Source organism: Nocardia sp. BMG51109, from assembly GCF_000526215.1.
In the GTDB taxonomy this organism is placed as follows: Bacteria; Actinomycetota; Actinomycetes; order Mycobacteriales; family Mycobacteriaceae; genus Nocardia.
This window is the reverse complement of record NZ_JAFQ01000004.1, coordinates 7,243,390-7,260,120: the sequence shown is the minus strand read 5'-3', so window position 1 is coordinate 7,260,120 and position 16,731 is coordinate 7,243,390. Positions and strand designations below refer to the sequence as shown.

The window sequence follows — 16,731 nt, the reverse complement described above, 5'->3', positions numbered from 1 at the left end:
GAGTCCGCGGTGCGGTGGCGTCGGCGCATGTCCGACACCGCTTCTCATCCGACACCGCCTAGGAGACAAGTACTGTGCCACCTTCCAAGGGGACGGGGCATCCGCTGCGATTGCTCGGCGTCTACGCCGCGCTCTTGGCCGTGATCTACCTGCTGGTGTTCTTCACCGCCGACAAGTCCCCGAAGCCGAACCTGGGCATCGACCTGCAGGGCGGCACCCGGGTGACGCTGACCGCGCGCACCCCCGACGGCAGCAAGCCCAGCCAGGACAGCCTGAAGCAGGCCCAGCAGATCATCGAGTCCCGGGTGAACGGTCTCGGCGTGGCCGGGTCCGAGGTCGTCATCGACGGCAGCAACCTGGTGATCACCGTCCCCGGTGAGGACGGCCAGCAGGCCAAGTCCCTCGCGACCACCGCCAAGCTCTACATCCGGCCGGTCCTGTATGCCGGCGCCCCGGGTCAGCCTCCGAGCGCGGGCGGCATGGGTGGCGGCCAGATGCCGGGCGGTCTCGGCGGTGGTGCGATGCCGGGTGGCCTCGGCGGTGGTGAGATGCCGGGTGGCCTCGGCGGTCTTCAGATGCCGGGTGCCCCCGGTGACGGCGGTCAACTTCCCGGCGGCATACCGCAACTACCGCAGGGCGACCAGGCCCCGCCGGCCGACGCGGGGACGGCACCGGCCCCGGAACCGTCCGGCGAGACCGGCGGCGCGACGCAGAACCGGGTGTTCCCGGCGCAGGCGCCCACCCCTTCCGACAACCCGGCCCCGGAGAGTCCGGCGCCGCCGGAGACCCCCGCGCCGGAGCCGAGCCCGGCGCCGCAGCCCGGCGGTCAGCCCTCGGGGCAGCAGACCCCCTCGGGGCAGCAGACCAAGGAAGAGATCGACGCGCAGAAGGAACTGCGGCAGAGCACCGACCCGCAGATCCAGCAGCTGGCGGTCGCCGCCCTGGACTGCAGCAAGCCGGACCCGCTGACCGGGAACGACGATCCGAACCTGCCCCTGGTGACCTGCTCGACCGACGGCACCCAGGTCTACGTGCTGGACAAGAGCCGCATCGACGGCCAGGACATCAAGGACGCCAGCGCGGAGTTCGATCAGCAGCAGTCGCAGTGGACGGTGAACCTGACCTTCAAGTCGGCCGATCCGTGGGCGCAGCTGACCGGTGAATACGTCCAGCAGCAGGTGGCGTTCACGCTCGACTCCAAGGTGGTCAGCGCTCCGCAGGTGCAGCAGGGCCCGCAGCAGGGCGGCAGCACCCAGATCACCGGCAACTTCAATACCGACTCGTCGAAGGCGCTCGCCAACCAGCTGAAGTACGGTTCGCTGCCGCTGTCGTTCGCCACCTCGGAGGCGCAGACGGTCTCGGCGACCCTGGGTCTGGCGTCGCTGCAGGCCGGCCTGATCGCCGGCGCCATCGGCCTGGTCGCGGTGCTGCTGTACTGCCTGCTCTACTACCGGATGCTCGGCTTCCTGGCCGGATTCTCGCTGGTCGCTTCGGGTTTCGCGGTGTACGGCATCATCGTGCTCCTGGGACGGTGGATCAACTTCACGCTGGATCTGGCCGGTATCGCGGGTCTGATCATCGGCATCGGTATGACCGCGGACTCGTTCGTGGTGTTCTTCGAACGAATAAAGGACGAGATGCGCGAGGGCCGAAGTTTCCGTTCGGCGGTGCCGCGCGGCTGGTCCCGGGCCCAGCGCACCAACCTGTCGGGTAAGACCGTCAGCCTGATCGCCTCGGCGGTGCTGTACATCCTGGCCGCCGGCCAGGTGAAGGGCTTCGCGTTCACGCTGGGTCTGACCACGGTCCTGGACGTGGTCGTGCTGTACCTGGTCACCGCGCCGCTGATGATGATGGCCTCGCGCTCGCCGTTCTGGGCCAAGCCCTCGATCAACGGCCTGGGCGCGGTCCAGCAGCTCGCCCGTGAACGCAAGGCCGCCGCCGGCGCGCTGGTGAAGGAGGCATGAGGATGAGCAACCATTCCGTCCTCGACGCGGGACCCGCCGACGGTCCGGCCGAGCCGGCCGGGCCCGCGCCCAAGCACAGTTTCTTCGAGCGCCTCTACACCGGCACCGGCGGATTCGAGATCGTCGGCCGGCGGCGGTTCTACTACGCGCTGAGCCTGGCGCTGGTGGTGATCGCGCTGCTGAGCATCGTGCTGCGCGGGTTCACCCTCGGCATCGATTTCGCCGGCGGCACCCGGATCCAGTTGCCGGCCTCGGGCGATATGGACACCTCGCAGGTGGAGCAGGCCTACAACGAGGCGCTCGGCCACGACCCGGTCACGGTGCAGAAGGTCGGCTCCGGTGCCTCCGCGGCATTCGAGATCCGTTCGGACACACTGGATGCCGCACAGCAGGACAAGGTGCAGACGGCCTTGTTCGACGCCTTCCATCCGAAGGACTCCAGCGGCACGGTGACCCGCAACTCGATCAGCATCGCCGAGATCAGCGAGACGTGGGGCGGGGAGATCACCCGCAAGGCGATCATCGCGCTGGTGGTGTTCGTGGCACTGACGATGATCTACATCGCCATCCGGTTCGAACGCGACATGTCGGTCGCCGCGATCGCCTCGCTGTTCTTCAACCTGATCGTCACGGCCGGCATCTATTCGATCGTCGGCTTCGAGGTGACGCCGGCCGCGGTCATCGGCCTGCTGACGATTCTCGGTTACGTGCTCTACGACAACGTCGTGGTGTTCGACAAGGTGGAGGAGAACACCCGCGGGGTGCTGCACCTGACCCGGCGGACCTACGGCGAACAGGCCAATCTGGCCGCCAACCAGACCCTGATGCGCTCGATCAACACGACCGTGATCGGCATCCTGCCGATCATCGGCATGCTGGTGATCGCGGTGTGGCTGCTCGGCGTGGGCACGCTGAAGGATCTGGCGCTGGTGCAGCTGGTCGGCATGATCGTCGGCGCCTACTCGTCGATCTTCTTCGCGGTGCCGATTCTGGTGTCGATCAAGGAGCGCTTCGGCCCGGTCGCCGCGCACACCAGGAAGGTGCTCGCCAAGCGGGCGAACGCCGGCAGCGCGCGGATCGGTGAGGCCGCGGCGGAACGCGCCGGCGCGGCCAGCGGCATGGCCCGGCAGCAGCGCCCACCCGGTTCCGGCGCACCGAGACCCGGTGCCCGGCCCAGCGGGAAGAGGCAGAAGAGAAGGCACTGAGTGTGCCGTGGGCACACACGGTGAGCGGCCGCGGCGCGGCGGGGTGGGCACGTGCCGGGGTCGAGCCGGCCGTCGCGCTGGGGCCCGTCGTCGATCGGTGGCGTGGCCCATCGGTGGCGGGTCGGTCGGTGGCGTGGTCGGTCGGTGGCGACGGGGCCGGAGGAGACGGCTTGCGTAACGACGAAGGACTCGGAGCTGTCCCCGGCCGTCGGCGGCGGGAGCCAGGGGCCCGGAGGAGGCGGTGTGCGTAACGACGGAGCCGGACGCGACCCCGGGTCGCGGGTGCGGCGGGGTGCGCTACGGGTGGCGGGGGTGCTGGCGGCCGGTGCGCTCGCCGGCGGCGTCCTTGCCGGATGCGGCAGCAAGAACCAGGTGCCGTCGATCGGTTACGCGGTCGACGCGGTGCCGGTGAGTTACAACGGCGGCAGCACGTCCGGCGCGAGCGGCGGTGCGGCGGCGGTGTTCTCGCGGGTGCTGACCGGGTTCTACTACACCGGCCCGGACGGCCAGCCGGTCGCGGATACCGATTTCGGCACCGCGAAGGAGGTGCCCGGCGAGTCGCAGACCATCCAGTACCGGCTCAACCCGGACGGAAAATACTCCGACGGAGTCGCGACCTCATGCGACGACCTGGTGCTGGAATGGGCCGCGCGCAGCGGCCGGTTCACCAAACCCGGTCCGGGCGGCCCGGTCCCGATGTTCGACGCGGCCTCCACCGCGGGGTACTCCGATATCGAGCGGGTGGAATGCCAGCCGGGCTCGAAGGACGCGACCGTGGTGTTCCGGCCCAACCAGCGCTTCCTCCCCTGGCAGACGCTGTTCAACGCGGGCGACCTGATGCCCGCGCACGTGGCGGCCGAGGCGGCCGGGGTGTCGAACGTCGTGGCGGCGGTGCAGGCGGGGGATACGAACGCGCTCGACCGGCTGGCGCAGTTCTGGAACACCGGATGGAACCTGAAACCGGGCGAGCTGGATACCGAACTGCTGCCGTCCTCGGGGCCCTACCGCATCGAGTCCTACAGCGACAGCGACGGTCTGGTGCTGGTGAAGAACGAGAACTGGTGGGGCAATCAGGCCCGCACGCCGCGCGTGGTGGTGTGGCCGAAGAACACCGATCTGAAGCAGAAGCTCGCCGACAAGGAGGTCGGGGTCGTCGACGTCGGCGGCGGATCGGTGCCGGACCTGAACCTGGACGGGTTCTCGGTGGAGAACGTGCCCGGCCGCGGCGCCGAGCAGCTGACGCTGTCCAGCGCCGGGCTGTTCGGCTCGGCCGAGGCGCGGCGGGCGTTCGCGCTGTGCGTGCCGCGCCAGGCACTGTTCGACAAGTTCGGCCATCCGGGCTTCCAGAACGAGTCGGGACTGGGCGCCGGACCGCTGAATTCCCGTACGGTGCAGGCGGATTCGCTGTACTACCCGGCAGTCACGGGTCCGGCCGACAAGTATCGCACCGGCGACCCGGCGGCGGCGCAGCGTGCACTGGCCGCGGCCGGGGTGCAGAATCCGACCGTCCGCATCGGCTATCGCAAGCCGGACGATCGCCGCGCGCAGACGGTGGCGGCGATCGCGGAGGCGTGCCGGGCGGCGGGGGTCACCGTCGTGGACGCGGGCACACCGGATTTCACGCCGTCCCGGCTCGGCGAGGGTGCGGTGGACGCGGTGCTGGGGAGCACCGCCGCCGCACCCGGCCCGGCCGGGTCGCTGCCCGGGATCGAGGCGACGGCGGCGCTGCGCACCGGCGACGGGCTGAATTTCGGCCGCTTCGGCAACGGACGTTACGATGCCATCGCGGATCAGCTTGCGGCCGAGGACAATTCGACTACGGTGCTGAACCTCGACACCGAGGCGGAGAACCTGCTGTGGAGTGAGATGCCGTCGATTCCGCTGTTCGGCACGCCGCGGACGATCGCGTTCGGGGACGGAATGGAGAACGGGATCGCCAACCCGACCAAGGCGGGTGCGGGTTGGAATATGGACCGCTGGGTGTTGTCGCGCTGAATATTTCGTGCGCGAGCTGAGGGATGGGTGTAGATGAGCAAACATGGAATGGTGGAAACAGAGGAGATCGCCGGCGAGCGGCTGGCGCGGGCGGCGGAGGCGGTGCAGCGCCTGACCCGCTGGCACGACGACTTCCCGACGCCGGGAGTGCGTTTCGCGGACCTGACGCCGGTGTTCGCCGACGCCGAGGGCTTTCATGTGGTGATCGAGTGTCTGGGCACCTGCGCCGGCGACGTCGATCTGGTGGCCGGCGTGGACGCCCGCGGATTCCTGCTCGGCGCGGGCGTGGCGGCGGCGCTGGGCACCGGTGTGGTGGCGGTGCGCAAGGCGGGCAAGCTGCCGCCGCCGGTGTTGTCGCGCGAGTACACCCTCGAATACGGTTCGGCCGCGCTGGAGATCCCGGCCGACGGCATCGATCTGGCGGGCCGCCGGGTGCTGCTGCTCGACGACGTGCTCGCGACGGGCGGCACGCTGGCGGCGAGCGCGGAGCTGTTCGCCTCCGCCGGTGCCGAGGTGGTGGCCGCGGCCGTGGTGCTGGAGCTGAGCTTCCTCGGCGGGCGGGAGCGGCAGGGCGACTACCCGCTGACCTCGATCGTCAGCCTGTAGCGAGGCGGTTGTGGGCGCGGGTGGGCGGTGGCTATGCTCGGCGATCGTGATCCTATGAGCCGTTCGAAGCCCATGCGGTGGTCCGCCGCCCTCGCCGGTGCGGTGGGGATCGTTGTCGTCGTCGGGGCCGCCACCGCGTCGGCCACGCCGTCGGCGGTCGTGCGCGGCGGCCCGACGATCACCGCGCACGTGACGGAGGCGAAGCAGGGGCAGGCGTGCCGCATCGAGGCGCCCGGCGTCGACATGCCGTGGCGCGCGGTCGGTGCCGACGGGACGGTGGACCTGGATACGGGTCCCGTTGCGCCGGGCCATCATCGCGCGCGGGTGACGTGCGAGGAGCGGGGCGCGGCCGCACATCCGGTGGGCCGGCAGGAGGACGTGTTCACCGGGCGCTGGGCGCCGGCGCTGGAGTTCCTGCATCACCATCGGCTCGAACTGTGAGCCGGCGGCGCGTTCGGCACATCAGAACCGCGTGATCAGGCGTGCGGCGAATCCCGTCACGATCAGCCAGAACAGCGCTGCCAGACCGTAATTGAGGATCGTGTTCAGGTCGGCGTTGGTCGTGTTGAACAGGCCCGGGAAGAACAGCGCCAGCGGTTCGGCCATCCCCTTGACGAAGGTGAAGAACTTGTTGGCGGGGTTGGCGTCGAAGACCAGCAAAAGGATGTAGACGGCCTCGATGAGGGCGAAGATGCTGCCGACGGCACTGAGGATCGCCGCCGCGGTACGCGGGCCGTGGACGCCGCGTTCGGTTCGATATCGGTACATGCGTCGGACTTGCCCGGTCGTCGGCCGGTCGAAACGGACAGGCCCCTTGACCTATTCGGCCCAACTCGGCCCTACTCGGCCCAACCCGGCCCGGGCGTGTCCGGAATATCCCTTGCGCCGTCGTCGTTGTGTCGGCTAACTTGTACGCGTCTTGTTCCCGACGATCGGAGTCGTGCATTGCTCTGCTGAGGTAGCCCCGAGCGGCCCGCGTTCGTGCGCCGTATCCCACGCCACCTCCCAGGAGTATGCACATGTCATCTACCGTTGTCGTTTCCGATCTCACCTTCGCCTGGCCCGACGGCACGCCGGTGTTCGACGGTCTCGACGCCGCGCTCGGACCCGGACATGTCGGCCTGGTCGGCGCCAACGGCGCCGGGAAGTCCACCCTGCTGCGGCTGATCGCCGGCGAGCTGCGCCCGGTCCGCGGCTCGATCTCCGTCCCCGGCGGGCTCGGCTACCTGCGTCAGGATCTGGGGCTGGCCGCCGGTCAGCACGTGGACGCGGTGCTCGGCATCGCCGGCGTGCGAAAGGCGTTGCACCGCATCGAATCCGGCGAGGGCGACGAGACCGATTTCGAGACCGTCGGCACCCGCTGGGATGTCGAGGAGCACGCGATCGCGCTGCTGGGCCGCCTCGGGCTGCACTATCTGGCCGACGATGTGGCACAGCTGGATCGGCGCCTGGACACCCTGTCCGGCGGTGAGACCGTGTTGCTGGGCCTGGTGGCCGAACTGCTGCGCGAGCCCGGCGTGCTGCTGCTCGACGAGCCCACCAACAATCTGGATTCGGTTGCGCGCCAACGCCTCTACGAGGTGGTGGGGCAGTTCCCGGGCACGGTGCTGACCGTCAGCCACGACCGCGAACTGCTGGGCCGGGTCGGCACGGTGGCCGAGTTGCGGCAGGGCGAGGTCCGCTTGTTCGGCGGCAATTTCGACGACTACGAGGCGATCGTCGAGGCCGAGCAGGAGGCCGCCCGGGCGGCCGTGCGCGAGGCCCGCAGCGATGTGCGCAAGCAGTCGCGTGAACTGGTGGAGGCCCGCATCAAACTGGACCGCCGCAAGCGGTACGGGCAGAAGATGCAGGAGAACAAGCGCGAGCCGAAGATCATCATGAGCGAGCGCAAGCGGCAGGCTCAGGTCTCGGCCGGAAAGCTGCGCAACAGCCACATCGCGAAGGTGGACGAGGCGAAGGAGCAGCTGGCCCAGGTGCAGGAGCGGGTGCGCGACGACCGGGAGATCCGGGTCGACCTGCCCGATACCCGGCTGTATCCGGGCCAGGATGTCATCGAGCTGAACGAGGTGGAGCTGGCCAACGGGCCGGTGGTGTCGCTGACGGTGACCGGGCCGGAACGGATCGCGCTCACCGGGCGCAACGGCGCGGGCAAGACCACCCTGCTGCGCCGCATCGCCGCAGCGCCGCCGAAGGTGCCCGCGCGCACGCTGCCGCAGCGGCTGGACATCTTCGACGAGCGCCGCTCGGTGTTCGAGAACGTCGCGGCCGCGACGCCGCACGTCTCGGCCGAACGGGTCCGGGCGCAGCTGGCCCGCTTCCTGTTCCGTGGCGCCGACGCCGATGTCGCGGCGGCGGCGCTGTCGGGCGGCGAACGGCTGCGCGCGGCGCTGGCGATGCTGCTGCTGGCCGATCCGGCCCCGCGGCTGCTGCTGCTCGACGAGCCGACCAACAATCTCGATCTGCCCAGCCTGCGCCACCTCACCGAGGCGCTGACCGCCTTCGAGGGCGCGCTGATCGTGGTCAGCCACGATCCACGGTTCCTGGACGAGATCGGGGTGACCAGGCGGATCGAGCTCACGCCCGAAGGCCTGCTGGAGGATTCGCCGGGATAGTGGCCGCGCCGGCGGCCGCCGGGCGGTGGTGTCGGTCCGCGGTTGCCGGGGCGGTGGCTTCGGCCGGCGGTCGCCGGAATAATGGGTGCCGGAAACCACCGTGCCGAGCGGGATGGCGGAGGCCGCGACGGGAGTTGTACCGGGAGCCGACACGAGGAGGTCATGTGGCATCGGAATATCACCGCAACCCCGCGGCCGTCGACGCCCTGTCGCCGGAGCAGTACCACGTCACACAGCAGGACGGCACCGAGCGGCCGTTCACGGGCGAGTACTGGGACAACCACGAGCCGGGTATCTACGTGGACGTGGTGTCCGGCGAGCCGTTGTTCGCCTCGGTGGACAAGTTCGACAGCGGTTCGGGCTGGCCGAGTTTCACCAAGCCGATCGACACCGGCACCGTGGTCGAGAAACGGGATACGAGTCATCTGATGGTCCGCACCGAGGTGCGTTCCACGTTCGGTGACAGTCATCTCGGGCACGTGTTTCCCGACGGCCCCCGCGAGGCGGGCGGCCTGCGGTACTGCATCAATTCGGCGGCCCTGCGATTCGTCCACCGCGACGATCTCGAGGCGGAGGGCTACGGGCGGTACAAGACCCTGTTCACGAAGGAGGACGCGTGACCGACACGCGCAAGGCGATTCTGGCCGGTGGTTGCTTCTGGGGGATGGAGGACCTGATCCGCAAGCAGCCGGGTGTGCTGTCGACGCGGGTCGGCTACACCGGCGGCCGCAACGACCACCCGACCTATCGCAATCACCCGGGTCATGCGGAGGCCGTGGAGATCGTCTACGACCCGGCGGGGACCGATTACCGGGCGCTGCTGGAGTTCTTCTTCCAGATTCACGATCCGACCACGAAGGACCGCCAGGGCAACGATATCGGCACCAGCTACCGGTCGGCGATCTTCTACCTCGACGACGAGCAGAAGCGCGTCGCGCTGGAGACCATCGTCGACGTCGAGGATTCGGGCCTGTGGCCGGGCAAGGTGGTGACGGAGGTGACCCCCGCGAGCGAGTTCTGGGAGGCCGAACCCGAACACCAGGACTACTTGCAGCACTTCCCGAACGGTTACACCTGCCATTACCCGCGGCCGGGGTGGAAGCTGCCGAAGCGGCAGGCCACCGCGCAGTAGCGAGTCGCCGGGCCGGGTCGTGCGGTCGGCGGCCCGTCCCGTGGCGGCCTTCGGCCGCACGGGTTTTCGGCGGCGACAGGGAAGCGATCGAAGTATGCCGCGGTCTCGGGGAGTAGTCTCGGTCGGATGGTCGGGTCGGTCGAACGGCCCGTCCGTGACCTGTTGCTCAACTCCGGTGGAGGTGTCGTGCGCGGTGTCGCTCGCGTAATGCTGGTCGTGGTGGCGATGGCCTGTGGTATCTCATCGATGATCCCGGCCGCGGTGGCCGCACCGGCGGGCACGGTGGCTTTCGACGACTACACCTCGCACAAGCTCGACGAGCTGCTGGCCGCGAAGGCGGCGGCCGGCCCGCGGAGCAAGGGGGAGCTGACCGAGCTGCTGTCGCGGCAGTTCCTCGGCACCCCGTACGGCGCCGACATGCTGGTCGGCTCGGCGACCGAGCCCGAACAGCTGGTCATCGATTTCCGGCGGGTGGACTGCTTCACCTATGCCGACTATGTCGAGGCGCTGAGCCGTTCGGCCGACCGGGATCAGTTCGTGGCGAACCTGGTCGATACGCGATATGCCGACGGCACAGTCGATTTCGCACATCGCAAGCATTTCTTCACCGATTGGGCGCACACCCCGCGCATCGCCGCCGCCGATATCACCGCGACGCTGAGCCCGGCGGCGGTGACGGTCGGCAAGCACCTCAACGCGAAGGGGGACGGCGGGACCTACCTGCCGGGGCTGCCGGTGGTCGACCGCAATATCACGTATATACCGAGCGCCGCGGCCGGCGACGGCGTGATCGGGCAGCTGCGCACCGGCGACTATCTCGGCGCGTACGCCGACCGGCCGGGCCTGGACGTCACCCACGTCGGCATCGTCGTCACCACTCCGGACGGCCCGATGTTCCGCAACGCGTCCTCGCTGACCGAGAACGACCAGGTGGTCGACACCCCGCTCGCCGACTATCTCCGTTCGGTCCCGGGCATCGTCGTCCTCCGCCCGCACTAGTCGATCCCGCCGAGGCGCGAGCGGTCCCGCCCGGGTGGATGGGGCCGACGGCTCATCGGCGGAATCCGGCGGCGCACCGGGCTCAGTCCAGCAGGGCGCTCACCTTCTTCGGGGCGACCAGACGGAAGGCGTCGCGGACGATGCCGTCGATCTCGGACCAGTCGAGGTCGACGTCCAGGCGGACGCCGAGCCAGCCGCGATGGCCGACGTACGGCGGGACGAAGAAGCGCTCGGGCTCGGCGTCGACCAGTTCGGCCTGGGCGCCCGGTGGTGCGGGGCACCAGATCGCCGGGCCGGGCTCGGCGTAGGCCGCCACGGTGTACATCGTGAACACCTTCTTCTCGCGCACGAAGAAGGCGGGAGCGCCGTGGCTGAGCCGCTCGCTGCTCTCCGGCAACGCCAGGCAGATCTTCCGTAGCCGCGGTAGCGGGTCCATGGGCGCAGTCTAGAGCCGACCGGTGACACGTTCCGGCGATCGGCCACGGGCCGCGGTGGTCCGCCGGGCAGCGCGCTCATCAGCGATGATCCAGCGAACCTGCCGACTCGTTCCGATGCGGCGTAGGGTCGGCACATCGCCACGGAGTGGGCGCAGCGCTGTCCGGGCCGTGCGGTGCTGTCCGGCCCGGACGGTGCGTCGATGTCCGGTCCGGACGGTGCATTGATATCCGGTCCGGACGGTGCATTGATGTCCGGTCCGGACCGTGCGTCCGGGAGCGACCCCGGCGGGTGTCGAACGACCGGATTAAAGTTGGTGGTCTGAGCCGTAGGACGGTCGGATAGGGTATTCCGATCGAGCCAGGAGAGGTGGTGGCATGACTCAGCATCTGGAGAAAGCGAATGCCGAGCAATCGAGCGGCGATCGCGACGCCACCCCTGCGGCCTCCGCTCCGGAACCGGCCGCCGACACCCCCGCCTCGAACTCGGAGCAGGCGCCCACGCCGAGCAACATGCCGATGCGCCAGCCCGGCACGCCGGCCGCCGTGCCCACCTCCGCCTCGCGCCGGGTGCGCGCCCGGCTGGCCCGCCGGATGACCGGCCAGCGCGGGATCGCCGCGGTCAAGCCGGTGCTGGAGCCGCTGGCCACGGTGCACCGCGAGCTGTATCCGAAGGCCAACCTGCAACTGCTGCAACGCGCCTTCGACGTCGCCGACGAGAAGCACGCCCACCAGTTCCGCAAGTCCGGCGATCCGTACATCACCCATCCGCTCGCGGTCGCCAACATCCTCGCCGAACTCGGCATGGACACCACCACCCTGGTCGCCGCGCTGCTGCACGATACGGTCGAGGACACCGGCTATTCGCTGGACGAGCTGACCCGAGATTTCGGTCCCGAGGTCGCGCACCTGGTCGACGGCGTCACCAAGCTGGACAAGGTGAACCTCGGCGCCGCCGCGGAGGCCGAGACCATCCGCAAGATGATCATCGCGATGGCGCGCGATCCCCGGGTGCTGGTGATCAAGGTCGCCGACCGGCTGCACAACATGCGCACAATGCGCTTCCTGCCGCCGGAGAAGCAGGCCAAGAAGGCCCGCGAGACGCTGGAAGTGATTGCGCCGCTGGCGCATCGGCTGGGCATGGCCACCGTCAAGTGGGAGCTGGAGGATCTGGCCTTCGCGATCCTGCACCCGAAGAAGTACGACGAGATCGTGCGCCTGGTCGCCGACCGGGCGCCCTCGCGCGACACCTATCTGGCCAAGGTCCGCGCGGAGATCGTGAACACGCTGGCCGCCAGCCGGATCAACGCCGTCGTCGAGGGCCGTCCCAAGCACTACTGGTCGATCTACCAGAAGATGATCGTCAAGGGGAAGGACTTCGACGACATCCACGACCTGGTCGGCATCCGGATCCTGTGCGACGAGGTGCGCGACTGCTATGCGGCCGTCGGCGTGGTGCATTCGCTGTGGCAGCCGATGGCCGGCCGGTTCAAGGACTACATCGCCCAGCCGCGCTACGGCGTCTACCAGTCGCTGCACACCACCGTCGTCGGCCCCGACGGAAAGCCGCTCGAGGTGCAGATCCGCACCCAGGACATGCACCGGACCGCCGAATTCGGGATCGCCGCGCACTGGCGCTACAAGGAGACCCGCGGCCGGCACTCCAACGACAGCACCGAAGTCGACGATATGGCCTGGATGCGCCAGCTGCTCGACTGGCAGCGCGAGGCCGCCGACCCGGCCGAGTTCCTGGAGTCGCTGCGCTTCGACCTGAAGTCGCCCGAGATCTTCGTGTTCACCCCGAAGGGCGACGTCATCACGTTGCCGCAGAAGTCGACGCCGGTCGATTTCGCCTACGCCGTACATACCGAGGTCGGCCACCGCTGCATCGGCGCCCGCGTCAACGGGCGGCTGGTGGCGCTGGAGCGGCAGCTGGAGAACGGCGAGGTCGTCGAGATCTTCACGTCCAAGGCGCAGAACGCCGGGCCGAGCCGCGACTGGCAGAACTTCGTGGTGTCGCCGCGCGCCAAGGCCAAGATCCGGCAGTGGTTCGCCAAGGAGCGCCGCGAGGAGGCGCTGGAGGCGGGCAAGGAGCAGATCTCCAAGGAGGTCCGCCGGTCCGGCCTGCCGCTGCAGCGGCTGATGAGCGCCGACGCCATGACCGCGCTCGCGCACGAGCTGCACTACGCCGACATCTCCGCGCTGTACGCGGCGGTGGGGGAGAGCCAGGTGTCGGCGCACACCGTGGTGCAGCGGCTGATGGCCCAGCTCGGCGGCGTCGGCGACGTCGAGAACGAGCTGGCCGAGCGGTCCACGCCGTCCACCCTGCTCCCGCGGCAGCGGGTGAGCGGCGACGCCGGCGTGGAGATTCCGGGCGCCCCCGGCACGGTGGCCAAGCTCGCCAAGTGCTGCACGCCGGTCCCGGGCGACGAGATCATGGGCTTCGTGACGCGCGGCGGCGCGGTGAGCGTGCACCGCACCGACTGCACCAATGCCGATTCGCTGCGCGACCAGGCCGAACGCATCATCGACGTGAAATGGGCGCCGTCGCCGTCGTCGGTGTTCCTGGTGGCGATCCAGATCGAGGCCCTCGACCGCACCCGCCTGCTCTCCGACGTCACCAAGGTGCTGGCCGACGAGAAGGTCAACATCCTGTCCGCCTCGGTGATGACCTCCGGCGACCGCGTCGCCATCAGCAAGTTCACCTTCGAGATGGGCGATCCGAAGCACCTGGGCCACCTGCTGAACGTGGTGCGCAACGTGGAGGGCGTGTACGACGTCTACCGGGTGACGTCGGCGGCCTGACCGGGACGGCCGCGGTGAACGGCGGCGGCTTCGTCCGACGCGGCCGGTCGCACTGGTCGACGGCCTAACGCACTGCCTGGGCCCGGGACAGCCGCACCGCCTCGACGGCCATCACCGCCACGGCCACCAGGACGAATGTGGTGCCGACGGGCCCGCTGCGCAGGCGCTCGCCGAGCACGGTCATGCCGAGGAAGGCCGCGCCCAGCGGTTCGGCGACCGTGAACGCCGGCAGCGAGGCCGACAGCGGGCCCACCTGATAGCCCCGCTGCTGCAGATACAGGCCCACGATTCCCGAGGCCGCCAGGGCGTAGGGCTGCCAGCTGGTCAGGACCGGGCCGGCGCCCCGCCCGAACAGTTCGGTGACATGCTCCGTGAGCGCGGCCGCGATACCGAACAGCAACCCGGCGGCGGTCCCGAGCAGCAGCGCCCGCAGCGCCGGTGCCCGGGCCGTGACCGCCACGGCGACGGCGGCCGCGATCACGGCCGACAGCAGGCCCAGCGGTCCGATCCAGCGCTGCCACGGCGCGTCGGTGACGCCCTCGGTCGGATCGCCGACGACGAGGAAGACCGCGAGCGCCGCCGACAGCGCGAGCGCCTGCGCCCACATCGTGGGCGTCACCCGCCGGCCGCTGTAGTGCGCGGCCAGGGGGAGCGCAAAGACCAGTGCGCTCACCAGAATCGGCTGGACGACCAGCACCGAGCCCAGTGCCAGTGCCGTCACCTGAAAGCCGAATCCGCCCGCGTCGCCGATGATTCCCGCCCACCACCGCGGGCTGCGGACCAGGCGCGCCAGCAGCGCCTCGCCCTCCGGTACGGCCGCCGCCGCGCGCTGCTGCGCTACCGCCGATACCGCGAACAACACCGCGCCGACGAACGCGCACACCACCGCCGCCACCGGAAGATCCGCCACCGCCTCAGTCTGCCCGCCGCCCAGGCGATACCGGGCGCCACCGCGGGCGTGTCCCGGCAAACTCCCGGCATTTCAGTCGTCTCGGCCCGGGCGACGGTCGCGGCGCGCGAGATCGTCTCGCCGCGTGGGGGATTGCCGACGGTGGTCGCCCGGATGTCAGCAGAAGTCGCGAAGGGTGGGGCGGCGGCTAGAATTCTTCCGGTCGGTTTACGGTAGGGGCGTTGATAGTTCCGATTGGGCGTTCGCAATATGCAGCTTGCACTGCGCGGTTCGTTCTATTCTGTTACGGTCTATTGGGTTTCGAGGCCCGCGCGGCAACGACCGCAACTCGGACGCAAGACGATCGCTGGACAATGGTCGTCCACAACGGGTCGCTGCGGCACTCGACCCTCCGGACTGATGCATACAGCTGGTGAAGGGGGTCAGGCGTTGCTGGCCACGCGCACAACCTGGAGTATGCCGGCCACGATCGCACTGGTTATGGCGACGGTGGCGTCGATCGGGGCAGTGTCGCCGATCGGAACGCCCTCCGCGCAGGCGCAGCCGTCCGGCCCCACCACCGCCGTCGCGATCGATGTCTGTCCTGCCCTGTACGCCTTGGGCGTTCAGGGCACCGGCGAGTCCTCCCCGGACGCCGCCCCGACCACCGACACGGGCATGCTGTCCTCGGTGTTCCTGCCGATGCTGGCCCAGGCGCCCGAGCGGGGCCTGGTCGGCCGTGCCTACGTGCCCTACGAATCCGGTTTCGGCGGCGCGGTTCCGGGCGGGCAGGCGCCGTACTCGGAGTCGCTGGCCCAGGGCCTGTCCCGGCTGCGGGCCATGGCCGGCCAGGTAGCCCAGCGCTGCGCGCAGACCCGTTTCGCGATCGTCGGCTATTCGCAGGGGGCGCACGTCGCCTCGCTGTTCGCCCAGGAGATCGGCGCCGGGCGGGGCGTGCTGCCGCCGGAAAGGGTTGCGGCCGTAGCGCTTTTCGCCGATCCGACGCGTAATCCCGGTGCGGCGCTGTTCCCCGGCGCGCCCGGCCGATCGACCCCGCAGGCGGTGCCCGACACGGCGGGCTCCCGGGTGTCGGCCGTGCGGGCCCTGCCGCAGGAGCCGGCGACGGGCGGCGGCATCGGCCCCGACCGCGACCGGGCCCACGATTTCGGCGCGCTCACGGGGCGGGTGGCGAGCTTCTGCGCCGCGGGCGATCTGGCCTGCGACGCACCCGCCGGCGCCCCGATCCTGCGGGCGGTCGCGAATGTGGCGGGCCAGTCCACGCTCTCGGGCGGCGATCCGATCACCGCGCTGCAATCGATCTCGCAGGCACTGGCATTCACCTCGATCAAGACCGCGGCCACGGTGATGAACTCGGATGTGCAGGGCACCGTGCCGGCCTCGCTGTCGTATCAGCCGCGGGAGTCGATCTCGCAGCGCATCGCGGAGGCGTCCGATCCGCGCAGCCGCATCGGCCTCGCCGATCCCATGCACGCGCTGTTCAAGGTCGGGCTGATCGGCCTGAACGCCGTGGGCACGGTGGTGCGCACGGTGCTGAATCCCGCGGCCATCGGCGAATTGGCGCGCGCCGCACTGACCGATCCGCCGGTCGCGCTGACGCGGTTCGCCGCCGGGCTGACCGGCGCGGTGACCCAGCTGATCCCACCGGTGACGGTGTCGCGGCTCATCGATCAGGCTTTCCAGGCGGTCGTTCAGAACATCACCGACAACCGGGAGTTGCTGGACACCGCGACCTGGGTGCGGTACTGGGATACCGTCCAGCGGCACGGCGCCTACGCGACGGCGGCGGTGGACGCCGCGGGCGACGCGCCGGTGCGATTCGTCGCCGATTGGCTGGCCGCGGCGGCCCGCGATCTGGTCGCCGCGCACGGTCGCCCGGAGTCACCGAAAGGTGCCTCGAACAGCCCCGTCACGGGAATCTTGGTGCCGCCCCCCGGCGCGTCGCGTTCGCCGAATTCGTCGGGTACGGGACAATTTCCGTTTGGGACGGGCCCCGGCGCCGCGCCGACGGCCTCGCCCGCTCCAGGTACCGCCAACGACTACCCGTTCTCCACGAACTGATCGCCGAGAGG

General features: G+C 69.9%; 14 protein-coding genes. 11 read left to right on the top strand and 3 right to left on the bottom strand.

Annotated elements, in window-relative coordinates; translation table 11 throughout:
- Positions 1-74 precede the first annotated feature (74 nt).
- From secD to D892_RS0134155, 5 genes are all read left to right on the top strand, one after another.
- Positions 75-1,964 (top strand): protein translocase subunit SecD, encoded by a 1,890-nt coding sequence (gene secD / locus D892_RS0134175; RefSeq protein WP_024805561.1) that lies wholly within the window; start codon positions 75-77, stop codon positions 1,962-1,964.
- A 2-nt stretch (positions 1,965-1,966) separates the two neighbouring features.
- Positions 1,967-3,169, top strand: coding sequence for a protein translocase subunit SecF (secF, locus tag D892_RS0134170; protein WP_036567676.1), 1,203 nt, complete (start codon positions 1,967-1,969; stop codon positions 3,167-3,169).
- 243 nt (positions 3,170-3,412) lie between these two features.
- Positions 3,413-5,164, top strand: coding sequence for an ABC transporter substrate-binding protein (locus tag D892_RS0134165; protein WP_232236232.1), 1,752 nt, complete (start codon positions 3,413-3,415; stop codon positions 5,162-5,164).
- A gap of 33 nt (positions 5,165-5,197) precedes the next feature.
- Positions 5,198-5,770, top strand: coding sequence for an adenine phosphoribosyltransferase (locus D892_RS0134160; protein ID WP_024805558.1), 573 nt, complete (start codon positions 5,198-5,200; stop codon positions 5,768-5,770).
- Positions 5,771-5,824: 54 nt separating this feature from the next.
- On the top strand, positions 5,825-6,211 hold the full coding sequence (locus tag D892_RS0134155; RefSeq protein WP_156959804.1) for a hypothetical protein: 387 nt from the start codon (positions 5,825-5,827) through the stop codon (positions 6,209-6,211).
- A gap of 21 nt (positions 6,212-6,232) precedes the next feature.
- Here the strand turns inward: D892_RS0134155 and D892_RS0134150 are convergent, their stop codons facing one another.
- Positions 6,233-6,538: a hypothetical protein gene (locus tag D892_RS0134150; protein WP_051499275.1), complete on the bottom strand. Its 306-nt coding sequence runs from the start codon at positions 6,536-6,538 to the stop codon at positions 6,233-6,235.
- A 251-nt stretch (positions 6,539-6,789) separates the two neighbouring features.
- Between D892_RS0134150 and D892_RS0134145 the strand changes: the two genes are divergently transcribed.
- From D892_RS0134145 to D892_RS0134125, 4 genes are all read left to right on the top strand, one after another.
- Positions 6,790-8,382, top strand: a complete 1,593-nt coding sequence (locus tag D892_RS0134145; protein ID WP_198037057.1) for an ABC-F family ATP-binding cassette domain-containing protein — start codon at positions 6,790-6,792, stop codon at positions 8,380-8,382.
- A gap of 164 nt (positions 8,383-8,546) precedes the next feature.
- Positions 8,547-9,002, top strand: coding sequence for a peptide-methionine (R)-S-oxide reductase MsrB (msrB, locus tag D892_RS0134135; RefSeq protein ID WP_024805554.1), 456 nt, complete (start codon positions 8,547-8,549; stop codon positions 9,000-9,002).
- 44 nt (positions 9,003-9,046) lie between these two features.
- Positions 9,047-9,514 carry a peptide-methionine (S)-S-oxide reductase MsrA gene (msrA, locus tag D892_RS0134130; RefSeq protein WP_156960032.1) on the top strand — a complete coding sequence of 156 codons (468 nt, stop codon included), beginning with the start codon at positions 9,047-9,049 and terminating at the stop codon, positions 9,512-9,514.
- Positions 9,515-9,640: 126 nt separating this feature from the next.
- Positions 9,641-10,513 (top strand): DUF1460 domain-containing protein, encoded by an 873-nt coding sequence (locus D892_RS0134125; RefSeq protein ID WP_084161336.1) that lies wholly within the window; start codon positions 9,641-9,643, stop codon positions 10,511-10,513.
- 82 nt (positions 10,514-10,595) lie between these two features.
- Here the strand turns inward: D892_RS0134125 and D892_RS0134120 are convergent, their stop codons facing one another.
- Positions 10,596-10,949 (bottom strand): MmcQ/YjbR family DNA-binding protein, encoded by a 354-nt coding sequence (locus D892_RS0134120; protein WP_024805551.1) that lies wholly within the window; start codon positions 10,947-10,949, stop codon positions 10,596-10,598.
- Positions 10,950-11,325: 376 nt separating this feature from the next.
- Here D892_RS0134120 and D892_RS0134115 point away from each other — a divergent pair, with 376 nt between their 5' ends.
- Positions 11,326-13,752, top strand: coding sequence for a bifunctional (p)ppGpp synthetase/guanosine-3',5'-bis(diphosphate) 3'-pyrophosphohydrolase (locus D892_RS0134115; protein ID WP_024805550.1), 2,427 nt, complete (start codon positions 11,326-11,328; stop codon positions 13,750-13,752).
- Between the two features lie 64 nt (positions 13,753-13,816).
- Here D892_RS0134115 and D892_RS0134110 read toward each other — a convergent pair whose 3' ends face one another.
- The gene (locus D892_RS0134110) at positions 13,817-14,662 is read right to left on the bottom strand and encodes a DMT family transporter (RefSeq protein WP_024805549.1); all 846 of its coding nucleotides are present in this window, start codon (positions 14,660-14,662) and stop codon (positions 13,817-13,819) included.
- A 399-nt stretch (positions 14,663-15,061) separates the two neighbouring features.
- Here D892_RS0134110 and D892_RS0134100 point away from each other — a divergent pair, with 399 nt between their 5' ends.
- The gene (locus D892_RS0134100; RefSeq protein WP_232236231.1) at positions 15,062-16,720 is read left to right on the top strand and encodes a cutinase family protein; all 1,659 of its coding nucleotides are present in this window, start codon (positions 15,062-15,064) and stop codon (positions 16,718-16,720) included.
- Positions 16,721-16,731 lie beyond the last annotated feature (11 nt).

Coding starts and splice junctions, on each gene's coding strand:
- secF (WP_036567676.1), top strand. CDS start 1,967: ATGAGCAACCATTCCGTCCTCGACGCGGGACCCGCCGACGGTCCGGCC.
- D892_RS0134160 (WP_024805558.1), top strand. CDS start 5,198: ATGAGCAAACATGGAATGGTGGAAACAGAGGAGATCGCCGGCGAGCGG.
- D892_RS0134155 (WP_156959804.1), top strand. CDS start 5,825: ATGAGCCGTTCGAAGCCCATGCGGTGGTCCGCCGCCCTCGCCGGTGCG.
- D892_RS0134150 (WP_051499275.1), bottom strand. CDS start 6,538: ATGTACCGATATCGAACCGAACGCGGCGTCCACGGCCCGCGTACCGCG.
- D892_RS0134145 (WP_198037057.1), top strand. CDS start 6,790: ATGTCATCTACCGTTGTCGTTTCCGATCTCACCTTCGCCTGGCCCGAC.
- msrA (WP_156960032.1), top strand. CDS start 9,047: ATGGAGGACCTGATCCGCAAGCAGCCGGGTGTGCTGTCGACGCGGGTC.
- D892_RS0134125 (WP_084161336.1), top strand. CDS start 9,641: ATGGTCGGGTCGGTCGAACGGCCCGTCCGTGACCTGTTGCTCAACTCC.
- D892_RS0134120 (WP_024805551.1), bottom strand. CDS start 10,949: ATGGACCCGCTACCGCGGCTACGGAAGATCTGCCTGGCGTTGCCGGAG.
- D892_RS0134115 (WP_024805550.1), top strand. CDS start 11,326: ATGACTCAGCATCTGGAGAAAGCGAATGCCGAGCAATCGAGCGGCGAT.
- D892_RS0134100 (WP_232236231.1), top strand. CDS start 15,062: ATGCATACAGCTGGTGAAGGGGGTCAGGCGTTGCTGGCCACGCGCACA.